15 protein-coding genes are annotated in these 19813 nt (G+C 63.2%); 6 read left to right on the forward strand and 9 right to left on the reverse strand.

From position 1 onward, the window contains the following. Nucleotides 1–2: 2 nt before the first annotated feature. A complete protein-coding gene (locus tag ACOSV0_RS31145) occupies nucleotides 3–1175 on the reverse strand; it encodes a porin (protein WP_434111161.1) in 1173 nt (390 codons plus the stop codon). A 545-nt stretch (nucleotides 1176–1720) separates the two neighbouring features. Here ACOSV0_RS31145 and ACOSV0_RS31150 point away from each other — a divergent pair. Next, on the forward strand, nucleotides 1721–2830 hold the full coding sequence (locus ACOSV0_RS31150; protein WP_434111163.1) for an OpgC domain-containing protein: 1110 nt from the start codon (nucleotides 1721–1723) through the stop codon (nucleotides 2828–2830). 392 nt (nucleotides 2831–3222) lie between these two features. Then, on the forward strand, nucleotides 3223–4083 hold the full coding sequence (locus ACOSV0_RS31155) for an alpha/beta hydrolase (protein WP_434111165.1): 861 nt from the start codon (nucleotides 3223–3225) through the stop codon (nucleotides 4081–4083). A 44-nt stretch (nucleotides 4084–4127) separates the two neighbouring features. On the opposite strand, the gene ACOSV0_RS31160 is transcribed toward ACOSV0_RS31155, so the two are convergent. After that, on the reverse strand, nucleotides 4128–5210 hold the full coding sequence (locus tag ACOSV0_RS31160; protein WP_434111167.1) for an AI-2E family transporter: 1083 nt from the start codon (nucleotides 5208–5210) through the stop codon (nucleotides 4128–4130). A 345-nt stretch (nucleotides 5211–5555) separates the two neighbouring features. Between ACOSV0_RS31160 and ACOSV0_RS31165 the strand changes: the two genes are divergently transcribed. Beyond that, complete coding sequence (locus ACOSV0_RS31165; protein ID WP_434115928.1) at nucleotides 5556–5840, forward strand: DUF3331 domain-containing protein; 285 nt, start codon at nucleotides 5556–5558, stop codon at nucleotides 5838–5840. Nucleotides 5841–6199: 359 nt separating this feature from the next. After that, nucleotides 6200–8764 carry an adenosylcobalamin-dependent ribonucleoside-diphosphate reductase gene (locus ACOSV0_RS31170; RefSeq protein ID WP_434111169.1) on the forward strand — a complete coding sequence of 855 codons (2565 nt, stop codon included), beginning with the start codon at nucleotides 6200–6202 and terminating at the stop codon, nucleotides 8762–8764. Nucleotides 8765–8937: 173 nt separating this feature from the next. On the opposite strand, the gene ACOSV0_RS31175 is transcribed toward ACOSV0_RS31170, so the two are convergent. The 4 genes from ACOSV0_RS31175 to ACOSV0_RS31190 form a co-directional block, all read right to left on the reverse strand. Further along, nucleotides 8938–9888 carry a dimethyl sulfoxide reductase anchor subunit family protein gene (locus ACOSV0_RS31175; protein ID WP_434111171.1) on the reverse strand — a complete coding sequence of 317 codons (951 nt, stop codon included), beginning with the start codon at nucleotides 9886–9888 and terminating at the stop codon, nucleotides 8938–8940. Between the two features lie 11 nt (nucleotides 9889–9899). Beyond that, entirely contained in the window at nucleotides 9900–10646 is a 747-nt protein-coding gene (locus ACOSV0_RS31180) for a 4Fe-4S dicluster domain-containing protein (protein ID WP_434111173.1), read from the reverse strand. A 235-nt stretch (nucleotides 10647–10881) separates the two neighbouring features. Beyond that, nucleotides 10882–13803, reverse strand: a complete 2922-nt coding sequence (locus ACOSV0_RS31185; protein WP_434111175.1) for a molybdopterin-dependent oxidoreductase — start codon at nucleotides 13801–13803, stop codon at nucleotides 10882–10884. Nucleotides 13804–13948: 145 nt separating this feature from the next. Beyond that, nucleotides 13949–14881: a 2-hydroxyacid dehydrogenase gene (locus ACOSV0_RS31190; protein WP_434111177.1), complete on the reverse strand. Its 933-nt coding sequence runs from the start codon at nucleotides 14879–14881 to the stop codon at nucleotides 13949–13951. A gap of 292 nt (nucleotides 14882–15173) precedes the next feature. On the opposite strand from ACOSV0_RS31190, the gene ACOSV0_RS31195 reads away from it, so the two are divergent. Next, nucleotides 15174–16679 (forward strand): diguanylate cyclase domain-containing protein, encoded by a 1506-nt coding sequence (locus tag ACOSV0_RS31195; protein ID WP_434111179.1) that lies wholly within the window; start codon nucleotides 15174–15176, stop codon nucleotides 16677–16679. Between the two features lie 140 nt (nucleotides 16680–16819). Here ACOSV0_RS31195 and ACOSV0_RS31200 read toward each other — a convergent pair whose 3' ends face one another. Further along, a complete protein-coding gene (locus ACOSV0_RS31200) occupies nucleotides 16820–17143 on the reverse strand; it encodes a hypothetical protein (RefSeq protein ID WP_434111181.1) in 324 nt (107 codons plus the stop codon). 134 nt (nucleotides 17144–17277) lie between these two features. On the opposite strand from ACOSV0_RS31200, the gene ACOSV0_RS31205 reads away from it, so the two are divergent. Beyond that, nucleotides 17278–17697, forward strand: a complete 420-nt coding sequence (locus tag ACOSV0_RS31205; RefSeq protein ID WP_434111182.1) for a VOC family protein — start codon at nucleotides 17278–17280, stop codon at nucleotides 17695–17697. Here the strand turns inward: ACOSV0_RS31205 and ACOSV0_RS31210 are convergent. After that, complete coding sequence (locus ACOSV0_RS31210) at nucleotides 17694–19094, reverse strand: heavy metal sensor histidine kinase (RefSeq protein WP_434111184.1); 1401 nt, start codon at nucleotides 19092–19094, stop codon at nucleotides 17694–17696. The two genes, ACOSV0_RS31205 and ACOSV0_RS31210, sit on opposite strands and share 4 nt — an antisense overlap. Further along, nucleotides 19091–19762: a heavy metal response regulator transcription factor gene (locus tag ACOSV0_RS31215; protein WP_408236167.1), complete on the reverse strand. Its 672-nt coding sequence runs from the start codon at nucleotides 19760–19762 to the stop codon at nucleotides 19091–19093. The genes ACOSV0_RS31210 and ACOSV0_RS31215 overlap by 4 nt, the downstream gene beginning before the upstream one ends. Between the last annotated feature and the right edge of the window lie 51 nt (nucleotides 19763–19813).

Consider the following 19813-nt stretch of genomic DNA (forward strand, 5'->3'; position numbering starts at 1 on the left):
CTCTAGAACTTATGCCGTATCGCCGCGCGCACCACAACCTGCTTCGACGTCGATGACGGCGACTGGGTGCCCGGTGTAAAGGCATCGTCCAGAATCGAATAGGTAGCGTCGCCGGTCACCTGCTGATACTCGCCTTGAATGTACACGTCGGTGCGTTTGGACAGGTTGTAGTCCGCCATCAGGCCGAACGAATGAATCTTCGGCTTCACGCCGCCGCTCGAGGCGTCGTAGGTTTCCATCGTGTACACGTACTGCGCGCCGACGAACAGCATCGGCGAAATCTGATACTTGCCGTTCACCTCGAAGTTCTGATACTTCAGCGAGTTCAACAACACCCCTGGCGGCACAAGCGGCGTCACGCCGAGATAGCCGTTGCCGGTCGGGTCCAGGTAGTTCGAGTTGGTGTACACGAAGCCGGCAGTGGCCGGCCCGAAGGTATAGGTGATGCCGCCGCCGAACACGCGCATGCGGGCGGCGATAAAACTGGCGTCGTTCGCCGTGATCGCGCCGATTGTGCCGTTGCCGGGGTTATCGGCCTGCAAATATGCCGCGGCCACCAGCAGTCCACCATAGGCGTACTGTCCGCCGAAACTGTATGCGCGATTGTTGGCGAAACCGGTATCGTTGCTGAAGCTGTAGACGCCGCCGAACTGGAAACCCGAGATAGACGGGCTCGCGTACTTGACGCTGTTATCGAGGCGGAATGAGTTGTCGGTGTTGTCGTTATCGTATGGGTGCGAGAACAACGCGCCGGCCCAGTTGCCGTTGGCCGTGGTCTGCGCCAGATAGTCGACCACCGAGTCGTACTGGCGGCCGAACGTCAATGTGCCGTAGGACTCCGAACTCAAGCCGACGAACGCCTGGCGGCCAAACATCCGGCCGCCCTGGTTGAGCCGCCCGGAACTGACGTCGAAGCCGTTTTCCAGCTGGAAGATCGCCTTCAGGCCGCCGCCGAGTTCCTCGGCGCCCCTCAAGCCCCAGCGGCTGCCTTGCACATCGCCGCTGGCGAGTTCATAGACGTGGCCGCGGCCGACATTGTTGGTGTAGTTGATACCCTCATCGAGCACGCCGTACAGCGTCACGCTCGTCTGGGCACAAGCAGGCGCGGAGAAAAGGGCTAACGAGGTGGCGGACAAAGCGGTGGAGACAGCCAGCGCGAACACTTGCTTGTTCATGAAGATCTCCCAGAACTCGAGTAATGGGACAACTCGATCCGACCGCTTTTTTCTTAACGCTTCTCGAGGCGTTTATCGACCCCGACGCGCTTTGAAGAAATCCTCACACGCCGTTACGTCGCCGTCTATCAGGTGTCGCGTCCATAGGTCAAAACGTTGCGAAATCTCCACTGTATCGGGCCCCTCTTTTTTTGCGACGCTTATTCAGGTAAACGGCGCCGCGTTACCCGGACTTAAGCCGGCTGCCGCATTGGACGCGTCAGCCCTGCACGTCTCGTAGTGGCTTTGTCATAGAAAGAAATATAATCGAAAGCTTTTGCGGCGCCGCAGCGGAACTCCCCGGCGTCAAACGGGTCATTTTTACTGGCCTCGACAACCGCATATCGCGCGGCCGTTTCAAGCGGTGACGCGGCTGGCCGCCCCGCGGAAGGCCTTTCGCAGAGCGGCCGCCCGCCGCAACCCGATCCAATTTCAAAAAGCTTTGTGAGACGCCTGCCGCGCTGGACTAGCGCGCCGTCACACGGGGCTGCTTTTGGCACCACACAATGCAAAAGTCGCAATCCCGTTTGATCGAGCTCGATTTTTTCCGCGGGCTGGTCCTCCTGATCATCGTCGTCGATCACATTGGCGGCAGCATTCTGTCGCGCGTCACGCTGCATGCCTATGCGCTGTGCGACGCCGCTGAGGTCTTCGTGTTCCTCGGCGGTTTCGCCACCGCGACGGCCTACGCGGCGCTCGCCGAACGGCGTAGCGAGGCGAGCGCGCGCAGCCGTTTCCTGCGGCGCTCGCTGGAAATCTATCGCGCCTTCCTCATCACTGCCGGATTGATGCTGCTGGTCAGCGCGGTGCTGACTGCGTTCAGTATCGACGGCCCGAACCTTGCCACCACCGACCTCGACGATCTGATGGACGCCCCGGTGGCCGCCCTGCGCGACATCCTGCTGTTCCGCCGTCAGCCGTATCTCGCGTCCGTGCTGCCGATGTACGCGTTCTTCGCGCTGCTGGTGCCGATGATCCTGCCGCTCGCGCGCAGCAAGCCGTGGCTGCTGCTGGCCGGCAGCGTCGCGCTGTGGGCGGGCGCACCGGCGATCGACGCCTACCTGCCCGCCGCGCCGGACATGCACTGGGACTTCAACCCGTTTGCCTGGCAGCTGCTGTTCGTGCTCGGCGCGCTGGCGCGTTGCCAGCCGGTCTATCAGCGGATCAGCACGCACCGTCTCGGCTGGCTGGTCAGCCTACTGGCGTTCGCCGTGGTCGCCGCCGCGGCCTACTACAAGCTGTTTATCGAACGCGAGCCGCTCGATGGCAGTTTCAAGCAGAACCTCTCCTATCTGCGCGCGGTCAATTTTCTGGCGATTGCCTGGCTCGTCGCGAACCTGATCCAGCTCGGCTGGGCACGAAAGCTCGCTCAATGGATGCCGTGGGTCGGCATGATCGGGCGCAAAGGGCTGCTGTGTTTTATCGCGGGCGCCGTGATTTCGCTGGTTGTCGATTCGGTGCTGTATGCCGCGACCGACGGCTATCTGAACTATCCCCTCGGCCTCGTGGCGGATGCATTTGCGGTCGGCGCACTGTTCGCCGTGGCCAGGGCGTCGGAGCCGCTGAAGCGTGTCACGGCGCGCCTCTGGAGCTTGCGGCTCAGAACCTCGCCCTGAGTGAGCAGCGTGCGCATGCACGCGCGAGCTTTTGCCGGGTTGCCGGGTTGCTGGTTGCTGGTTGCTGGTTGCTGGTTGCTGGTTGCTGGTTGCTGGTTGCTGGTTGCTGGTTGCTGGTTGCTGGTTGCTGGTTGCTGGTTGCTGGTTGCTGGTTGCTGGTTGCTGGTTGGCGGATCGCCACTTGCCGGTTGTCGCTTGCCAGTTGCCGGATCGCCGGGTTGCTCGGTTGCCTGGTCGCTCAGTTGCCTGGTCGCTCAGTTGCCGCGTTGTCGCTTGCATCCCTACTAAGTTACCGCGTTCTCGCTTGCCCCACTCTCACCTGCCAATTTCCACCGTCGATACTGATAGCATGACGACCGCGCGCGATCTGCGCGGCGGCCTCCTACCCTGACATGCGTCTATTCCTCCATTCCGCACTCCTCGCGCTGTGTGCTGCTGTCGGCGTACCGGCGAGCGCCAGCACCGTCATCAGCCGAAGCTTCCATTCCGAAGCGCTAGGCCGCGACTGGGCCTACACGATCTATCTGCCCACCGGCTATCGCCACGACGCCGCGCGCATTCCCGTGCTCTACCTCCTGCACGGCAATAACGGCGACGCCAACGACTGGCTCACGCAAGGCCACCTGCAAACCACTGCCGACGCACTGATCGACCACAAGGACATGCCACCGGTCGCGATCGTCATGCCGCAGGGCGGCACCGACTGGTATGTCGATCGCAAGGAGAAAATGGAGACCGCGTTCTTCCGCGATCTGCTGCCCGAGATCGAAACGCGCTACGCGGTCGCGTCGCAGCGCGACGGGCGGATGATCGGCGGCGTTTCAATGGGCGGTTTCGGCGCGCTGCGCTACGCCATGACACAGCCGGATCTCTTTTGCGGCGCGCTGCTGCTAAGCCCCGCGATCTATGCCAACGAGCCGCCGCTCGCTTCAGCGGCGCGCCGCGTCGGTGTGTTCGGCGACCGTCAGTTCGATCCGCATGTCTGGCACGCGCTCAACTATCCGGCGCAATGGGAACGGTACATGAACCAGCCGTACCGCCTGCCGATGTTCATCGCCGCCGGTGACGACGACCTCGCAATCCAGGCCGATGCGTCATCGCTTTACACGCATCTTCGGCTGGCGGGCAATCCGGCGGCGCTGCGCATCATCGACGGCGGTCACACCTGGGATGTCTGGAGCGCGCTACTGCCCGCCGCGCTGAAATACACGCTGGGTTGCGTCAAACAGTCCGCGCACGATCGGGACAGGTAAGCCGGCGAATCAGCAGTCCTGATTGCACCGAAATTTACGTGCAACTATTGCACGAGATCGGTCCACAGCACCACCAGCACGGTCATGAGCGCGGGCCCGATGAAGAGGCCGAGCAAACCGAACGTCTCCGCTCCGCCGAGAATGCCGAATAGCACCAGCAGGAAAGGCAATCGCGTCGAGTTGCCGATCAGCACCGGCCGCACGAAATGCTCGGCGACGAACACCACGATCGAGCCGAAAACCGCAAGCCCGATGGCCCCCGCAACCGAACCTTGCGAAAACAGCCACAAGGCCGCGAGACCGAACGTGATCGGTGCGCAGAATGGCAGCATCGCGGCGATCGCCGTGATGAACGCGAGCAGCGCGACGTGCGGCAAGCCGGTCACGAAATAGGCAACGCCCATCAAGACGCCTTCGCCGAGTCCGACCACCACCAGCCCCGACACCGTGCCGCGCACTGCCGCGGCCATGCGCTCGAGCAGCTGCGCGCCGTCGTCGCCGAAGCCGCGCCGCACGCCTTTCATCAGCGAGCCCGACAGAAGCGGCCCCGCCTGAAAAATCACGAACAGCGTGACCAGCATGAAGGCGAACACCATCACGCCGTGCGCCGCGCGCGCGCCGAAGTGGCGGCCGAGCGTCATGACCGTGGTGCTGTGCAGCCCCTTCATGGCCGCCGAATCGCGCAGCGGCTGAGCGAGATTGGCCTGCCACCAGGCGGAAATCTGTTGCACGCCGAACGGCAAGCGCTCGACGAGGTCCGGCATCGGAATACCGTTTTCCTGCGCCGTCTTGAACCACTCGTTCATGTCATGAGCTTCGTGCAGCGCCTGGGCAATGCCGATACCGACCGGCAGCACCACCAGCAACGCGATCGCGAGCGTCAGCACCGCGGCGATCAGCGTCGTGCGGCCCGTGAACCAGCGGCTACCCTCCACCTTCTTCAAAAACGGCCACAGTGCAATTGCAATGACGCCGGCCCAGGCCACCACCGCGATGAAATCGCGCACGACCCACAGCGCGAGCAGCACGAGCCCGATATAGAGGACGAGCGAAGCCGTTTTCTGCTTTTTCAGGCAATCAGGCGGTGTCGGCGATTCCGGCGGCGCTACGGGGGGGCGTGAAATCATGTGGGCTCTTGGGGTCTTGAGGATATGCGCGCGAGCCGACCTGAAAAATGCAAACCCGCTACACTTGCATCGCACGGTCGCTCAACCATAACCACATCTTAAAGGAAGCGCCGAAGCCCTTTGCAGTCGGCATTTTCGTCGCGCTGCGTACAACACTGCGTTGCAAAAATCCACGCTATCGCAAATTCACATCGCATATGGCCCGCAAAGCCCCGCCGTTTCGTGTAAGCGTGAATGTCAAGTTTCATTGTTGCTAATTCGAGAACAGTGTTTCAACTCCGGCACAATGGCTATCCAGCGCGCGCGGGACTACATTCGGCACACCACAATACGGAGCCGACGATGATGACCTTAGAGTCCATCCCCCTTGACGGTACCAATGGCGTGCGCATCGAAATTCTCGAGCGCTCCGACACCACGCTGGTGATCCGCTGGGTCGAACCGGGGCGTTGTCATTACGGCGAGCAGCGGTGGCGGCGGCGCTCGGCGCATACGTCGGGAACGTGTGCGGTCACGCGGCGCAAGATTCGCCGCGGCGATGCGGTCTTCAAACCGGCTGAACGGCCGGCGCCTTCGAATGCTTCCGCGATGATTTGCGCCGAGGTCTTTTGCGAGCTGGTCGAGGCCTGAGGTTTTTGCCTGGGCGGCAATTTGCCGATGTGCGCTTAGGGCAGTTGCCGTCGTTGCCCCCTTTATTATTTTCAGCTGATTCTCTGCGGACCGCCTTTCCCCGCCGCACCTGCACGCCGCCCGGCGCCGCTCATCCACTTCCTGCCTCCTACACGCCACGGCAAAAGGCCGCTGCGGCCGGCGAACAGCCGATTGGTATCCCAGCCCCAAAAGCCTGATTGCGGCCCTTCGCCACGTGCGTTAAGGTGATTCCCGTTGCGCCCGGTCACCACACCTGCCAGACGCGCACTGTTAAATGCATGTCCTCCATCCCATTCGAACGCGCCGCGCCCGTCTGGCGGCAAACGAGAGGCGACACCATGGCAGAAGACACCCCGGAAACCCGCGCCGCAGCGGTTCCGCCCGTCCAGTTAGTTGCACCGCAACAATTCTCGCTGGACGTCCTGCTCGAGAAATATGCGAAAGGTGACGAGCAATCCGCCGACGATGTCTTCCAGCGTGTCGCCCGCGGCGTTGCCCAGGCGGAGCCGGAAGCGTTGCGCGAATCGGTGGAAGCGCTTTTTGCCGACAATCTGCGGCACGGCGCGCTCGGCGCCGGGCGCATCATGAGCGCGGCCGGCACGGGCATCGCCGCCACACTCATCAATTGCTTCGTGCAACCGGTTGGCGACGCCATTCAGGGTGTCGACGAACAAGGCCTGCCCGGCATCTACGTGGCGCTGCTGCAAGCCGCCGAAACAATGCGCCGCGGCGGCGGCGTCGGCTACAACTTCTCCGCGATCCGGCCTAAGGGTGCCCGCGTTCATACCACCAGTTCGTCGGCATCCGGACCGTGCAGTTATATGGACGTGTTCGACGCCTCGTGCCGGACCGTCGAAAGCGCCGGCTCGCGGCGCGGCGCGCAAATGGCCGTGCTCGACTGCAACCACCCCGATCTGATCGAGTTCATCGAGGCGAAGCATTCGAAAGGCCGCTGGAACAACTTCAACGTATCGGTAGGCGTCACCGACGAATTCATGCGCGCAGTCGAAGACGATCAGCCCTGGCCGCTCGTGCACCGCGCCGAGCCGTCGCCGGCGCTGCGCGCGGCAGGCGATGTGCGGCAACGCGAAGACGGTCTATGGGTGTACAGCGAACGGCCCGCTCGCGAGATCTGGGATCGCATCATGCGCTCGACCTACGATGTCGCCGAACCCGGCATCGTGTTCATCTCGCGCATGAACGAGGACAACAACCTACGCGCGGTCGAAACGATCCGCGCCACCAATCCGTGCGGCGAGCAACCGCTGCCGGCCTACGGCTGCTGCAACCTCGGACCGCTGAACCTCACGCGTTTCGTGCTCGATCCGTTCGCGCAAATGAAAGGCCGCAAGCCTTCGTTCGACTGGGACGGTCTCGCCAGGCGCACCCGCATCCAGGTGCGTTTTCTCGACGACGTGCTCGACGTCACGCTATGGCCGCTGCAACAGCAATATGACGAGTCGCGCGCCAAACGGCGGATCGGCGTGGGCTTTACCGGCCTTGGCGACACGCTCGTGATGCTCGGCCTGCGCTACAACTCCCAGGAAGGTCGCGACTTCGCGGTCCGCATTGCCCGTCTGATGCGTGACGAAGCTTACCGGGCCTCGGTGGAACTGGCGCGCGAGCGCGGCGCGTTCGAGTTGTTCGACGCCGCGCGTTATCTGGAAGCGGGCACCTTCGCCTCGCGCCTGCCCGACGACATCAAGGATGCAATCCGGCAGGACGGCATCCGCAACAGTCATTTGCTGTCGATCGCGCCGACCGGCACCGTCAGCCTCGCATTCGCCGACAACGCGTCGAACGGCATCGAACCGGCCTTCTCGTGGACCTACACGCGCATGAAGGTCATGGCCGACGGCGGCCGCGAATCGTTCGATGTCGAAGACTACGCATATCGCCTCTACCGCGAGCTCGGTGGCGATGTGAAAAATCTGCCCGACTACTTCGTTAGCGCGCTCGAAATGTCGGCACGCGACCATCTCGACATGATGGCCGCCGTACAGCCTTACGTGGACACGTCGATCTCGAAGACCGTGAACGTGCCGGCGGACTATCCGTTCGAAGCGTTCGAGAGCCTCTATTTCGATGCATGGAAAAACGGCCTCAAGGGTCTCGCCACGTACCGCCCGAACGAAACGCTCGGCGCAGTGCTAAGCGTGAGCCCGCCGCCGCAAGCAGACGATACGCTGGCCGAAACCGATCAGGATCCGCTGCGCATTGCGATCGACCATCGGCCCAAGGGCGAGTTGCCGGCGATTATCGAAAAGGTCGAATACCTGACGCAAGCCGGCAAGAAGTCGCTTTACGTGGCGGTGTCGTTCATCGAGGTGACGGGACGCCTCGGCGGTGAAGAAGTCACGATCGAGCGCCCCATCGAGTTCTTCATTCCGACCGGCCAGCGCGACGAATCGCAGCAATGGATCACGGCGACGATGCGTTCGCTGTCGCTCGCGGCACGCGGTGGCTTTGTCGCGCGTAACCTGCAGGATATGCGCAAGGTGTCGTGGGATCGCGGGCAGGTGCGGCTCGGCGAGGTGCAGCGTCTCGACGGTCATCGCACGCCGCGCTGGCACGATTCCGAAGTGGCGGCGCTCGCTTTTGCGATCCAGCAGATTTTGCATCGGCGCGGTTTTCTCGACGCCGAAGGCAACCAGGTGCCGTCGCGCATGCTGGCGCGTTTGCCGCGCGGTCAGATGAAGGCCGAGACGGCGTTGCCGGCGGATTTCGGCATCCGGCCGCCGCCTGGCGAGGCTGACGAAGCCGCTTTGCTGCAACCCGGCGGTATGCAAGGCTTGCACACCATGCTCGGCCGCAAATGCGGCTCGTGCGGAGCGAATGCGGTAATTCGCAAGGATGGGTGCGACTTCTGTACTGCGTGTGGCGAGGTCGGCGCGTGTGGGTGAGCGACTAATGAGAGCAGCCCTCCGCGGCGACCGGGTGGGCGGTTAAGCTCACCCGACTCCCCTTCAGGTTGGCTCGCGCACGGCAACACGCCGCCGCACCAACGCCTGCCGGTCAACTTGATCGTGCGAGGCACGGCCGCACGGCCTCGCGAACCCGTGCAGCTTCCGGCTTATCACCCCACTCGCGCGTAATACAGATTCTGCGGATGCTTCGCTTCAGCGAAGAAGAACCACCGCTCCGCGACCAAACCCGCGTATTGCACGAGACACGCAGCCGCCAGCAAGCCGAGCGAAACGCCAATGGAATGCAGGCCTGCGCCCAGCACGATCAACACGACAGGCGCAACAAACGCTGCTGCAAGAAATCCCCACTTGACACCACGCAGCGTCCCCGCCGATTTGCCGTGAAAGAACTCGCGCAGATTGAACGCGCCGGCGGTGAAGCCGCGCGAGACCTGCACGAGCTTGGGGTTCCTGATACCCGTTGCGCTCTGCACGGTGGACTTCGGCCGCAATCGCGCATTACGCACGAGTGATGCCGAGCGGCTCGCACAGCCCGCGAGCGTCAACACGCAGGCACAAATCGCGAGCCCCACTGTCAGCGCGGGTGCGAACCACGCGGTCAGCGCCGTCGCCAGCGTAAAGCCGGACGCGCAGCCGAGCAGCACGAAGTTGACCAGCGTCAGCGGCGTGGCCCATTCCTGCAGGAAGCGCAGGCACGCGTAAATCATCGCAGAACAAACGAACAACAGCGCGCTCGCCACCACGCCGAGCCAGCCTATCGCGAGCGACCACGGCGAGCCGAACCCGTGCGCGACACCGTAGAAAAAAGCACAGGCGAGAAACGCCGGCAGGCACAAACATTCGCGCGACAACCACGACGTCCGCCACATTGCGACTGCGCGCCATGCGCGCTCCGGATGCCCGAGATGGAAGAACGAGGCGATCAGCCCGAGGCCGCCCAACACGACCGACAAGCCCGCGCCCGTGACATAGAACACATCCGCAGGCGCCGTGACGAGTCCCAGATGCGCAGCCGTCTCCACGCCGACGAGCGCGATCAGCAGCCCCTGTGCCGCGCCGCTTAAGGTCGTGAGAAAAACCACCGAAAAAGCCGGATTCATCGCGAGGTCCTTTAAATACGCGTCGCCATCGACGCAAGATGCAGTTCGCCGCGCTCGAGCTGCGCATCGGCCGATTCGGGTGTCTTCAGCGCCGTATCCGCGCCTTTGCACGAGCAGGCGCCGCTGCCGCAACCCGATGCCGAGGTGGTGACGCGCGGCAAATAATGGTTCGCCGGCCGCGTGTTCCACTCGGGCATCAACTGATAGCCGCCACGCTCCTCGATCGCCTTCGACACCACCGACTCCGGATCGTGGATATCGCCGAACAGCCGCGCGGAGGTCGGGCACGCGAGCACGCATGCCGGCTGGCGATCGCGCTCGGAGAGGTTTTCATCGTGAATACGATCGACGCACAGCGTGCACTTGGTCATCTCCTTGCGCGCTTCGTCGAGTTCGCGCGCGCCGTATGGACACGCCCAGGCGCAGTATTTGCAACCGATGCACTTGTCGAAATCGACCAGCACGAGACCGTCTTCCTTGCGCTTGTAACTGGCGCCGGTCGGACACACCGGCACACACGGCGGGTCCTCGCAGTGCAGGCACGACTTCGGGAAGTGGATCGTCTCGGCGTCCGGATAGCTGCCGGCCTCAAAGCTCTGCACGCGATTGAAGAACGTGCCGGACGGATCGGCATCGTACGGATTCAGGTCGGCGAGACTGCCCGATTCGCCCGACGTATTCCACTCCTTGCAACTCGTGACGCAAGCCTGACAGCCCACACACACGTTCAGGTCGATCACTAAGGCCATCTGAGTCATGAATTGCTCCTTGCTGCTTTCCTTGTGTGATTTGCCCACTACCTATTCGTTGCGGGTGCGTTGCGGGTGCGCTGCTGGTGCGTTACTCGCCTGCGTGTTCGCTATTTCTGCACGCCCCTTCTGCGCTATCTCTACGCTATGTGCGCGCCGCTCGCGTGCTGCCTGTTCTCTGCTCGCGCACTACCCGCGGTTCTGCGGTGCCCAGGTTTCGCCTTGCTCGCGTGCGAATCCTGCATCACTTGCGTCCAGCCGAGCCACGCAGCCGCGCCGCGAATTCGCCACGCCCCGCGAAATAGGTCTGCACGATTCTCGATATCACCCCGTTCGATCCCGGCAGCGCCGGCATCGCGTCGAACTGCGGCAGCGTATGACGCGCGTCCGCTTCCGCCGGATAGATGCGCACGCGCACGTCGTACCATGCGGCCTGCCCGGTCACCGGGTCCGAATTCGAGAGGCACGCGGCCGCCTCGTCGCGACCGGGTAACTCGTCGGTGATGAGGTGATTGAGCAGGAAGCCGCGCTGCGATTCGTTCGCACCCGCGCCAAGGTTCCATGCGCCAGACGCCTTACCTATCGCATTCCAGGTCCACACCGTGCCCGGCTCAACGGTCTCGCTGAAGCGCGCCATGCAGCGCACGCGGCCCCATTGCGATTCGGCATAGATCCAGCTGCCGTCGGCGATACCGTTTTCGGCCGCCATCAGCGGGTTCATGTAGAGATAGTTCTCGCCATGAATCTGCCGCAGCCAGGCATTTTGCGAATCCCACGAGTGATACATCGCCATGGGCCGTTGCGTCACGGCGGCGAGCGGAAAACGCGCGAGATCGGTGGAATCGCTTTCGAGCGGCGCATACCAGAACGGCAGCGGATCGAAATATTTTTCGACCCGTGCCCGCAGGTGCGCCGGCGGTTGCCTGCCGCTCGTGCGGCCTTGCGCGGCGAGTCTGAACTTCTGCATGACGTCGGAGTACAACTGGATCAGGATCGGCTCCCTGAATTTGCGGAAGCCCTTTTCCACCGCCCAGTCGAGATACGGCCCATTACAGTTGCGCATGTACTGGAGCGTCTCCGGCAAGCGGTAATGGAACACGCAGTTGTTCTTTGCGTACTGTTCCCACTGCTGCGGATTCGGCTCGCCCACCAGCGCCTTGTCGCCGTCCTTGCCGCGCCAGCCGATCAGAAAGCCCACGCCGGAATCGGGCGTCGTCGTGTGATTGACGATGAAGTCGGGATAGTCGCGAAAGCGGCGCGCGCCGTCCGCTGTCGTGAAGGCGGGAAACTTGAGGCGCGAGGCAAGTTCGATCAGCACTTCCTGGAACGGTTTGCACTCGCCCGTCGGCGGCACGACCGGTATGCGCACGGAATCCACCGGACCGTCGAATTCGGAAATCGGCCGGTCGAGCATCGACATCGCGTCGTGCCGCTCGAGATACGTCGTGTCCGGCAGGATCAGATCGGCAAATGCCGTCATCTCCGACTGGAACGCATCGCACACCACAAGAAACGGGATCTTGTACTCGCCGTTCGCGTGTTTGTCGGCGAGCATCTCGCGCACCTTCACCGTATTCATCGACGAATTCCAGGCCATGTTGGCCATGAAAATCAGCAGCGTGTCGATGGGATAGGGATCGCCGCGCCACGCGTTGGTGATCACGCTATGCATCAGGCCGTGCACGGCGAGCGGATATTCCCAGGAGAAGGCTTTGTCGATGCGAACCGGGCCGCCGTGTTCGTCGATGAACAGATCTTCGGGCGCGGCGGGCCAGCCGAGCGGCCCGGTGGCAAGCGGCGTGTTCGGCTTGACGGCGTCGGGGCTGTTCGGCGGTTTGGCCGATGGCGGCACCGCGCGGGGAAACGGCGACTTGTGACGAAAGCCGCCCGGGCGGTCGATCGTGCCCAGCATCGACATCAGCACGGCCAGTGCGCGGATCGACTGGAAACCGTTGGAATGCGCGGCCAGCCCGCGCATCGCGTGAAAAGCGACCGGGTTGCCGGTGACGGTCTCATGCGTTTCGCCCCATGCGTCGGTCCAGCGGATCGGCAGCGTGATGCGGTGGTCGCGGCTGGTCTGGATCATTTCGCCGGCGAGGCGGCGAATCGTGTCCGCTGCAATGCCGGTGATCCCAGCGGCCCACTCGGGTGTGCAGTCGGCCACGCGCTCGCGCAGCAGGGCGAACGACGGTGTGACCGGCGTGCCGTCCGCGAGCGTATAGCGGCCGTCGAGCGCGGGCGTCACGCCGGGCGCATGATGCGGCACGGCGCGCGCGGTTGCGGCGTCCCACCAGAGATGGTTTTGCGGAAACATGGGATTGCCGACCGGCCGATCCGGATCGCACACGAACAGGCCGAAGTTTTCGCTGGCTTCGTCGAGATCGACAAGCTCCGCCGCGTTCGTATAACGCTGCACGAACTCGTGATCCCAGGCGTCGGCCGCGATCAGTTCGTGCAGAAACGCCATGAACAGCGCGCCGTCGGTGCCTGGCTTGATGGGTACCCATTCGTCCGCAATCGCGGCGTAACCGGTGCGAATCGGATTGATCGCGATGAAGCGTCCGCCCGCGCGCTTGAATTTTGAAATCGCGATCTTGAGCGGATTCGAATGGTGATCTTCCGCCGTGCCGATCATGAAGAAAAGTTTGGCGCTGTCGAGATCCGGGCCGCCAAACTCCCAGAACGAGCCGCCGATCGTATAGATCATGCCGGCCGCCATATTGGCCGAGCAGAAGCCGCCATGCGCCGCGTAATTGGGCGTGCCGAACTGTTTGGCGAAGAGGCCGGTAAGCGCCTGCATCTGGTCGCGGCCGGTGAAGAGCGCGAATTTCTTTGGGTCGGTGGCGCGAATCGTGGCCAGACGTTTTTCGAGCATGTCGAACGCGACCTCCCACGACACCGGCTCGAACTGCGCGCTGCCCCGCTCCGCGCCCGCCTTGCGCATCAACGGCTGGGTCAGGCGCGCGGGCGAGTACTGCTTCATGATGCCCGAGGCGCCCTTCGCACAGATCACGCCCTGGTTCAGCGGATGTTCCGGGTTGCCGTCGATATAGCGCACCTCGCCTTCACGCAGATGCACCCGAATGCCGCAGCGGCAGGCGCACATATAGCAGGTGGTCGTCTTGATCTCGAGCCGTTCGTCCTGCGTACGGGCGTGGTGTTCCATGCGGGATCTCCGTCGCGGCTCCGGCTGTGCCGAAGCGGTGTGGGTTCGATACCGGCCATCCTATCCGCCGTGGGTCCACAAGGGAAATCGCGATTTGTGACAGAAACTATCCGCTGCGCCGATGGTTTCGGTTTGCCTTCAGATGTCAGATCGGCGTCAACACGGCCTCGCCCGCAAAATGGCGCCGGGCGTTGGCAAGGAAATTACCCACGGAGGCCGTGATCGCCTCCGGCGAGCGGCCGCCCACATGCGGCGTCAAAACCACATTGCGCAGCGTCCGCAAGGCTTCCGGCGGCTCCGGCTCGCCCTCATAGACATCCAGGCCCGCACCGGCGATCGTGCCGGCGGCGAGCGCTTCGGCCAACGCGGCGGTATCGACCACACTGCCGCGCGAGACGTTGACCACGAAACCGCCCGGCCCGAGCGCGTCCAGCACTGCCCGGCCGATCAGATGACGCGTACTGGCGCCGCCGGGCGTCGCCACCATCAGAAAATCGCACCACTGCGCAAGACCCTGCACGCTGTCGAAATAGCGCAGCGACGAGTCTTCCCGCGGCTGGCGATTGTGATAGCCGATTTCCATATCGAAGCCGGTGCCGCGCCGCGCGATCTTCTCGCCGATATGGCCGAGCCCGACGATGCCGAGCCGCTTGCCGGAAACGTTCGGGCGCATCGGCAAGGTGTCGCGCAAGACGCCCTCGCGGGTGGCCTGGTCGAGTTGCGGCACGTCGCGCACCGCCGCCAGCAGTAAGGCGAACGCGTGATCGGCCACGCAATGATCGTTGGTGCCCGCGCCATTGGCGAGCACGATGCCACGCGAGCGGGCGTGGTCGATGGCCAGGTTTTCATAGCCCGCGCCGAGTGCGCTGACAAACTCAAGCTGCGGCATCCGGTCGATTTCAGCAGCCGTCAGCCCGTTCGTGCCGTTGGTCAGCACGGCGCGGATCGTCCCGCCATGCTCGGCGATCGCGGCGGCCCGCTGGGTGGCGTCGGGCGCATAGACGACGTCGAAAACCGTCTCGACATTGGCGCGGTTTGCCTCTTTCAAGGCGATTAAAACCAGCAGGGATGGCTTCATAGCGGGCGTTTTTTCTTCGGACGGTGACGGACGGGAGACACGACGAGCCAGTGTAGCAAGCCTCCCGCAGCCCTGCTGGGAGCCGGTTACCGGCGGTCTCAAAGCGTCGGAAGCACCGGCGGGCGAGCACGCCCTGCGGCAAACCGCCGCCGGCCATGCTGCCTAAAGTCCATCTGAACCACGCCGTTATCTTATTGAATGGACCGACGCAAACCGAACGCGTCGCACGTCTTTCTTCCTCGTCAAACCCAAGCCGTCTTAGAATAGCCGGAACTCCGACCACGGGAATCTCATGCAGGACACCCTCCCGCGCGGCTCAGCGGCCGCCCACGACGCCTCGCAGGCAGTCCCGTTGCGGGACGATTCCGAAATGTTCGAACTCGCCCCTGTCTCGCTCTGGCTCGAAGACTTCAGCGGCGTGCGCACGCTATTCGAGGCATGGCGGGAACAAGGCGTGACGGATCTGCGCGCCCATTTCGCTGCGAATCCGGGCCTCGTCGCCGATTGCGCGCATAGCATCCGCGTCATCAAGGTCAATCAGAAAACGCTGGCGCAGTTCGAGGCCGCCGATTTCGACGCGCTCACCGGCAATCTCGCCTCGGTGTTCCGCGACGATATGCTCAAGACGCACCTCGAAGAGCTATGCCAGTTGTGGGCCGGGCAAGCCCAGTTCACGAGCCAGACGGTCAACTACACGCTCGGCGGGCGCCGGCTCGACGTGCTGCTCAAGGGCGCCGTACTGCCCGGCCATGAAGCACACTGGGATCGCGTGCTCGTGTCCGTCGAAGACATCACCGAACTGGAAGGCGCGCGGCATCGCGTGACACTGGCCGAACAGTATGTGCGCGGCCTGTTTGAATATTCACCGGTGTCGCTGTGGGTGGAAGATTTCAGCGCGGTCAAGCGGTTGCTCGACGAAGCGCGGGCGGCCGGCATCAGCGATTTTCGCGTGTTCACCGACGTGCATCCCGAGTTTGTCGAGCGCTGCATGCAGGAAATTCACGTGCTCGACGTGAACCAGCACACGCTGGAGATGTTCGCGGCGAAAGACAAAAAAATGCTGCTGTCGCGCTTGTCCGAGGTGTTCCGCGACGACATGCGCGCGCATTTTCGCGAGCAGTTGATCGATCTGTGGGACGGCAAGCTGTTCCAGCAGCGCGAGGTGCTCAACTATTCGCTCGACGGCAACGAGGTGCACGTGCACCTGCAGTTCTCCGTCCTGCCGGGCCACGAACACAATTGGGATCTGGTGCTGGTGGCCCTCACCGACATCACGGCACGCAAGAAAGCGGAGGCTTACCTAGAGTTCCTGGGCAAGCATGACGTGCTGACCAAGCTGCGCAACCGCTCGTTCTACGTGGACGAACTGAACCGGCTGGAGCGCAAGGGTCCGTGGCCGGTGACGATCATCATGGCCGATCTGAACGGCCTGAAACGCGTGAACGACCAGCTCGGCCACGCAGCCGGCGACGCCTTGTTACGGCGGGCCGGCGAAGTCCTTGCCAAGGCGACGGACGCACCTTTTCATGCAGCGCGCATTGGCGGCGACGAGTTCGCCATCCTGTTGCCCAACACCGACGAGCGCGGCGGCGCCGCGATGGTCGACGCGATCCGCCAACTGGTCGAACTGAACAACCAGTTTTATCCGGGCTCGCTGCTGAGTCTTTCGATGGGTGCGGCGACGTGCCAGCGTGGCGACCGGCTCGAAGCCGGCGTGCAACGCGCCGACTTGCTGATGTACGAGGAAAAACACGCGCACTATGCGAACCGTCCGGCTGCGGACGCGCCGGGCGAGTGATGCCTGTGCAAGTCGTATATCGGCGCGGTGTTGTTCGATTGTTGAATTTTCGATTGTTGAAAACACCGTGCCACGCGAGATAAAGGCAGGCGCAAGCACTCTTGCCACGTGTTGGCGGTAGTCGGAAGTAAACAGAAGCCTCAGCCCTTGTCGGTCCTCACCGCCTCGCCGTACGTGCTGACGATCCGCCGATCCTGCTCCTCCACCGAAAACAGCTCCCATTCGAGCCCGTTGACGTCCTTGCTGCTCGAGTAGCCGTCCACCTCGTCATCTTCGAAACCGACGTGCCGCAATTGTCCGGCTTTATCCGGCATTTCGTTGATCGAGAAATTGAGCAGATCGGTGCGCCACATTGCGTAACGGCCGGGTACCACCGCAGTGGGCGGTTGATCGAGACGGCGGGTGTAATCTTCGATCGAGGCATCGAGGCTGGCGACAGCCAAGGCGATATGGAAGCGTTTCATGGCGATTGTCCTGACAGTTGGAACGAGGTGTTTTCATCGTATCGACGAAGCACCGCCGCAACCAGTTACGCAATCATCCCGGTATCGCTATTACCGGTTTGCGTTAAACCCTCTTCAGACGAGGAGCGAAACGAATGCTTTCCCATGTATTCGTCGGCATTTCGGATTTCGAGCGCGCGTTCAACTTTTATAGCGCGCTGATGGACACATTAGGGTTGCGGCTCAAGTTCCGCGACGGCGATGCGTGCTGGGCCGGCTGGATGGCGGCCGATGCACCGCGGCCGCTGTTCGTGATCAGCAAGCCCTACGACGGTGGACCCGCCACCGTCGGCAACGGTCAGATGTTGGCCCTGCTCGCCCCGAACCGTCTGACCGTCGATCGTGCACACGCTGCGGCGCTCGCTCACGGCGGCGCCTGTGAAGGGCCGCCCGGTTTGCGCCCGCACTATCACGCCGACTATTACGGTGCGTATTTTCGCGACCCCGACGGCAACAAGCTCTGCGTGTGTTGCCACGAGCCCGACGCGGCAGTAATCACGCAGGCAATCCGCTAGGTGCCCGGAAAACGCAATTCGAAGCGCACCACGCCCGGCACCGGACACACCACGCGCGCCGTGCCGCCGTGCAGATGCATGATCGCTTTCACAATCGCGAGCCCCAGCCCGCTTGATTCGGTGAATTCGCTGCGTGCCGCATCGCCACGGTAGAAGCGATCGAACAGGCGGTCCAGTTGCTCGCCGGGAATCGGCGGGCCGTCGTTTTCCACCACCACCGTCGCGCCCTCTGCGTCCTGCGTGCCGCTCAAACGCACCAGCGTATCTCCCGCACCGTATCGCACGGCATTGACGACGAGATTGTTGATCGCCCGCCGGCACAGCATCGGATTGACCGACGCCACGCCATGCGCCTCAACGGCAAAACGCATGCCGCGTTCGTCGGCGGGACCTTCGAAATAGTCTGCGATCCTGACGAGTTCGCCGTGCAGATCGACCGGCTCACGGTCGATGGACAGCGCCGCATGATCCGCATGCGCGAGAAACAGGATGTTTTCCGCGATGTGGCTCAAACGGTTCAGCTCTTCGAGATTCGATTCGAGCAGTTGCTGATATTCATCGGCGTCGCGCGGTTTGGTGAGCGCCACCTGGGTCTGGCCGATCAGGGCGCCCACCGGCGTGCGAATTTCGTGCGCCAGATCGGCGGAAAACTGTGAGAGACGCTGATACCCTTCGGCAAGACGGTCGAGCATCGCGTTGAACGCGTCCGTAAGCTGGCGCAGTTCGACCGGCGCCGCCCCGCTGTCGAGCCGTACCGACAGACTCGCCGGACTGATCTGCGCCGCCCGCGTGGCGATCTCGCGCACCGGCCGGAACGCGCGGCGCAGCACGCAGTAGGCGAGCAACGTGGCCGCAAGCATGCAGGTCAGCGTGGCCAGCAGGATGCGATTGCGGTACGCGGCCAGCATTTGCATTTCCTGAGTCATCGGATGGGCGGCGATCACTTCGACCTCGCTGCCGTCCTCGCGCGCCTTGACTGTGGCGATCGCCCAGTGAACCGGCACACCGTCCGGCAACATGGTCTGGCGGATGTCCTGGAGCGTCGGCAAGCGGTCCTCCGTGCCGGCCTCCACAGCAGGCACCGCCACGTTGCCGGGATTCACGTCGATGAACGGCGCTTCGCCCGGACGGCGAAACAGCAGCACGTCTTCCTCCGCGCCGAGCATGCTTTCGAACAGCAAAGGCCGGTTCTTCAACTCGCTAACCGAATAAAGATCGCGCACGATGCGGCTGAAATGCTCGACACGGCCGGTGAGCACCACGTCCGCGCGGCGCTGCAGCGACAACTCGGCGGAATGATAGAAATACGCGCCCAGCGTGCCGATCACCAGGCACGCAATCGAAGCGAACAGCACCGTGGTGCGAGCCGTCAACGAACGTTCGGTCCACAGCTTCATGAGCCGTCACCGAAGGTATAACCGATGCTGCGCACCGTATGAATCAGCTTCTTCTCGAACGGATGATCGACCTTGGCGCGCAGCCGCTTGACGGCCACGTCGACCACATTCGTGTCGCTGTCGAAGTTCATGTCCCACACTTCCGAGGCGATCTGCGTGCGCGACAGCGCTTCGCCCTGCCGGCGCACCAGCAAGTGCAACAGCATGAATTCCTTATTGGTCAGTGGAATCTCAACACCTTCGCGCGTGACCTTGCGACGCAGGACGTCGAGCTTGAGGTCGGCGATCTCGAACACATCGCTCTCGCGGATCACGCCACGACGCAGCAGCGTGCGGATGCGCAGCACCAGCTCGGTGAAGGAAAACGGCTTGACCAGGTAATCGTCGGCGCCGAGCTCGAGGCCGCGGATGCGATCGCTGACGTGATCGCGCGCGGTCAGAAAAATCACTGGCAGATCGCGCCGCGCGCGCAGCGCACGCATGATTTCCCAACCGTCGATGCCCGGCAGCATCACGTCCAGCACCACGAGGTCGTACGCGTGTTCGAGCGCCATATGCAGGCCATCCGTGCCGGTACGCGCGAGGTCGACTGCATAGCCGCTCTCGCGCAACCCCTTCTTCAGGTAGTCGCCGGTTTTCGGGTCGTCTTCGATGACGAGGATGCTCATGGTGCCTGGTGCTCCAATCCCGCGCGCCGTCGCGGGCGTGGGTCATGGATG

It is taken from the genome of Paraburkholderia caffeinilytica (assembly GCF_051027425.1).
Classification (GTDB): domain Bacteria; phylum Pseudomonadota; class Gammaproteobacteria; order Burkholderiales; family Burkholderiaceae; genus Paraburkholderia; species Paraburkholderia caffeinilytica_A.

Excerpts from the sequence above, each read along its gene's own strand:
- ACOSV0_RS31145 (WP_434111161.1), bottom strand. The coding sequence starts at position 1,175 with ATGAACAAGCAAGTGTTCGCGCTGGCTGTCTCCACCGCTTTGTCCGCC.
- ACOSV0_RS31150 (WP_434111163.1), top strand. The coding sequence starts at position 1,721 with ATGCAAAAGTCGCAATCCCGTTTGATCGAGCTCGATTTTTTCCGCGGG.
- ACOSV0_RS31155 (WP_434111165.1), top strand. The coding sequence starts at position 3,223 with ATGCGTCTATTCCTCCATTCCGCACTCCTCGCGCTGTGTGCTGCTGTC.
- ACOSV0_RS31160 (WP_434111167.1), bottom strand. The coding sequence starts at position 5,210 with ATGATTTCACGCCCCCCCGTAGCGCCGCCGGAATCGCCGACACCGCCT.
- ACOSV0_RS31165 (WP_434115928.1), top strand. The coding sequence starts at position 5,556 with ATGACCTTAGAGTCCATCCCCCTTGACGGTACCAATGGCGTGCGCATC.
- ACOSV0_RS31170 (WP_434111169.1), top strand. The coding sequence starts at position 6,200 with ATGGCAGAAGACACCCCGGAAACCCGCGCCGCAGCGGTTCCGCCCGTC.
- ACOSV0_RS31175 (WP_434111171.1), bottom strand. The coding sequence starts at position 9,888 with ATGAATCCGGCTTTTTCGGTGGTTTTTCTCACGACCTTAAGCGGCGCG.
- ACOSV0_RS31180 (WP_434111173.1), bottom strand. The coding sequence starts at position 10,646 with ATGACTCAGATGGCCTTAGTGATCGACCTGAACGTGTGTGTGGGCTGT.
- ACOSV0_RS31185 (WP_434111175.1), bottom strand. The coding sequence starts at position 13,803 with ATGGAACACCACGCCCGTACGCAGGACGAACGGCTCGAGATCAAGACG.
- ACOSV0_RS31190 (WP_434111177.1), bottom strand. The coding sequence starts at position 14,881 with ATGAAGCCATCCCTGCTGGTTTTAATCGCCTTGAAAGAGGCAAACCGC.
- ACOSV0_RS31195 (WP_434111179.1), top strand. The coding sequence starts at position 15,174 with ATGCAGGACACCCTCCCGCGCGGCTCAGCGGCCGCCCACGACGCCTCG.
- ACOSV0_RS31200 (WP_434111181.1), bottom strand. The coding sequence starts at position 17,143 with ATGAAACGCTTCCATATCGCCTTGGCTGTCGCCAGCCTCGATGCCTCG.
- ACOSV0_RS31205 (WP_434111182.1), top strand. The coding sequence starts at position 17,278 with ATGCTTTCCCATGTATTCGTCGGCATTTCGGATTTCGAGCGCGCGTTC.
- ACOSV0_RS31210 (WP_434111184.1), bottom strand. The coding sequence starts at position 19,094 with ATGAAGCTGTGGACCGAACGTTCGTTGACGGCTCGCACCACGGTGCTG.
- ACOSV0_RS31215 (WP_408236167.1), bottom strand. The coding sequence starts at position 19,762 with ATGAGCATCCTCGTCATCGAAGACGACCCGAAAACCGGCGACTACCTG.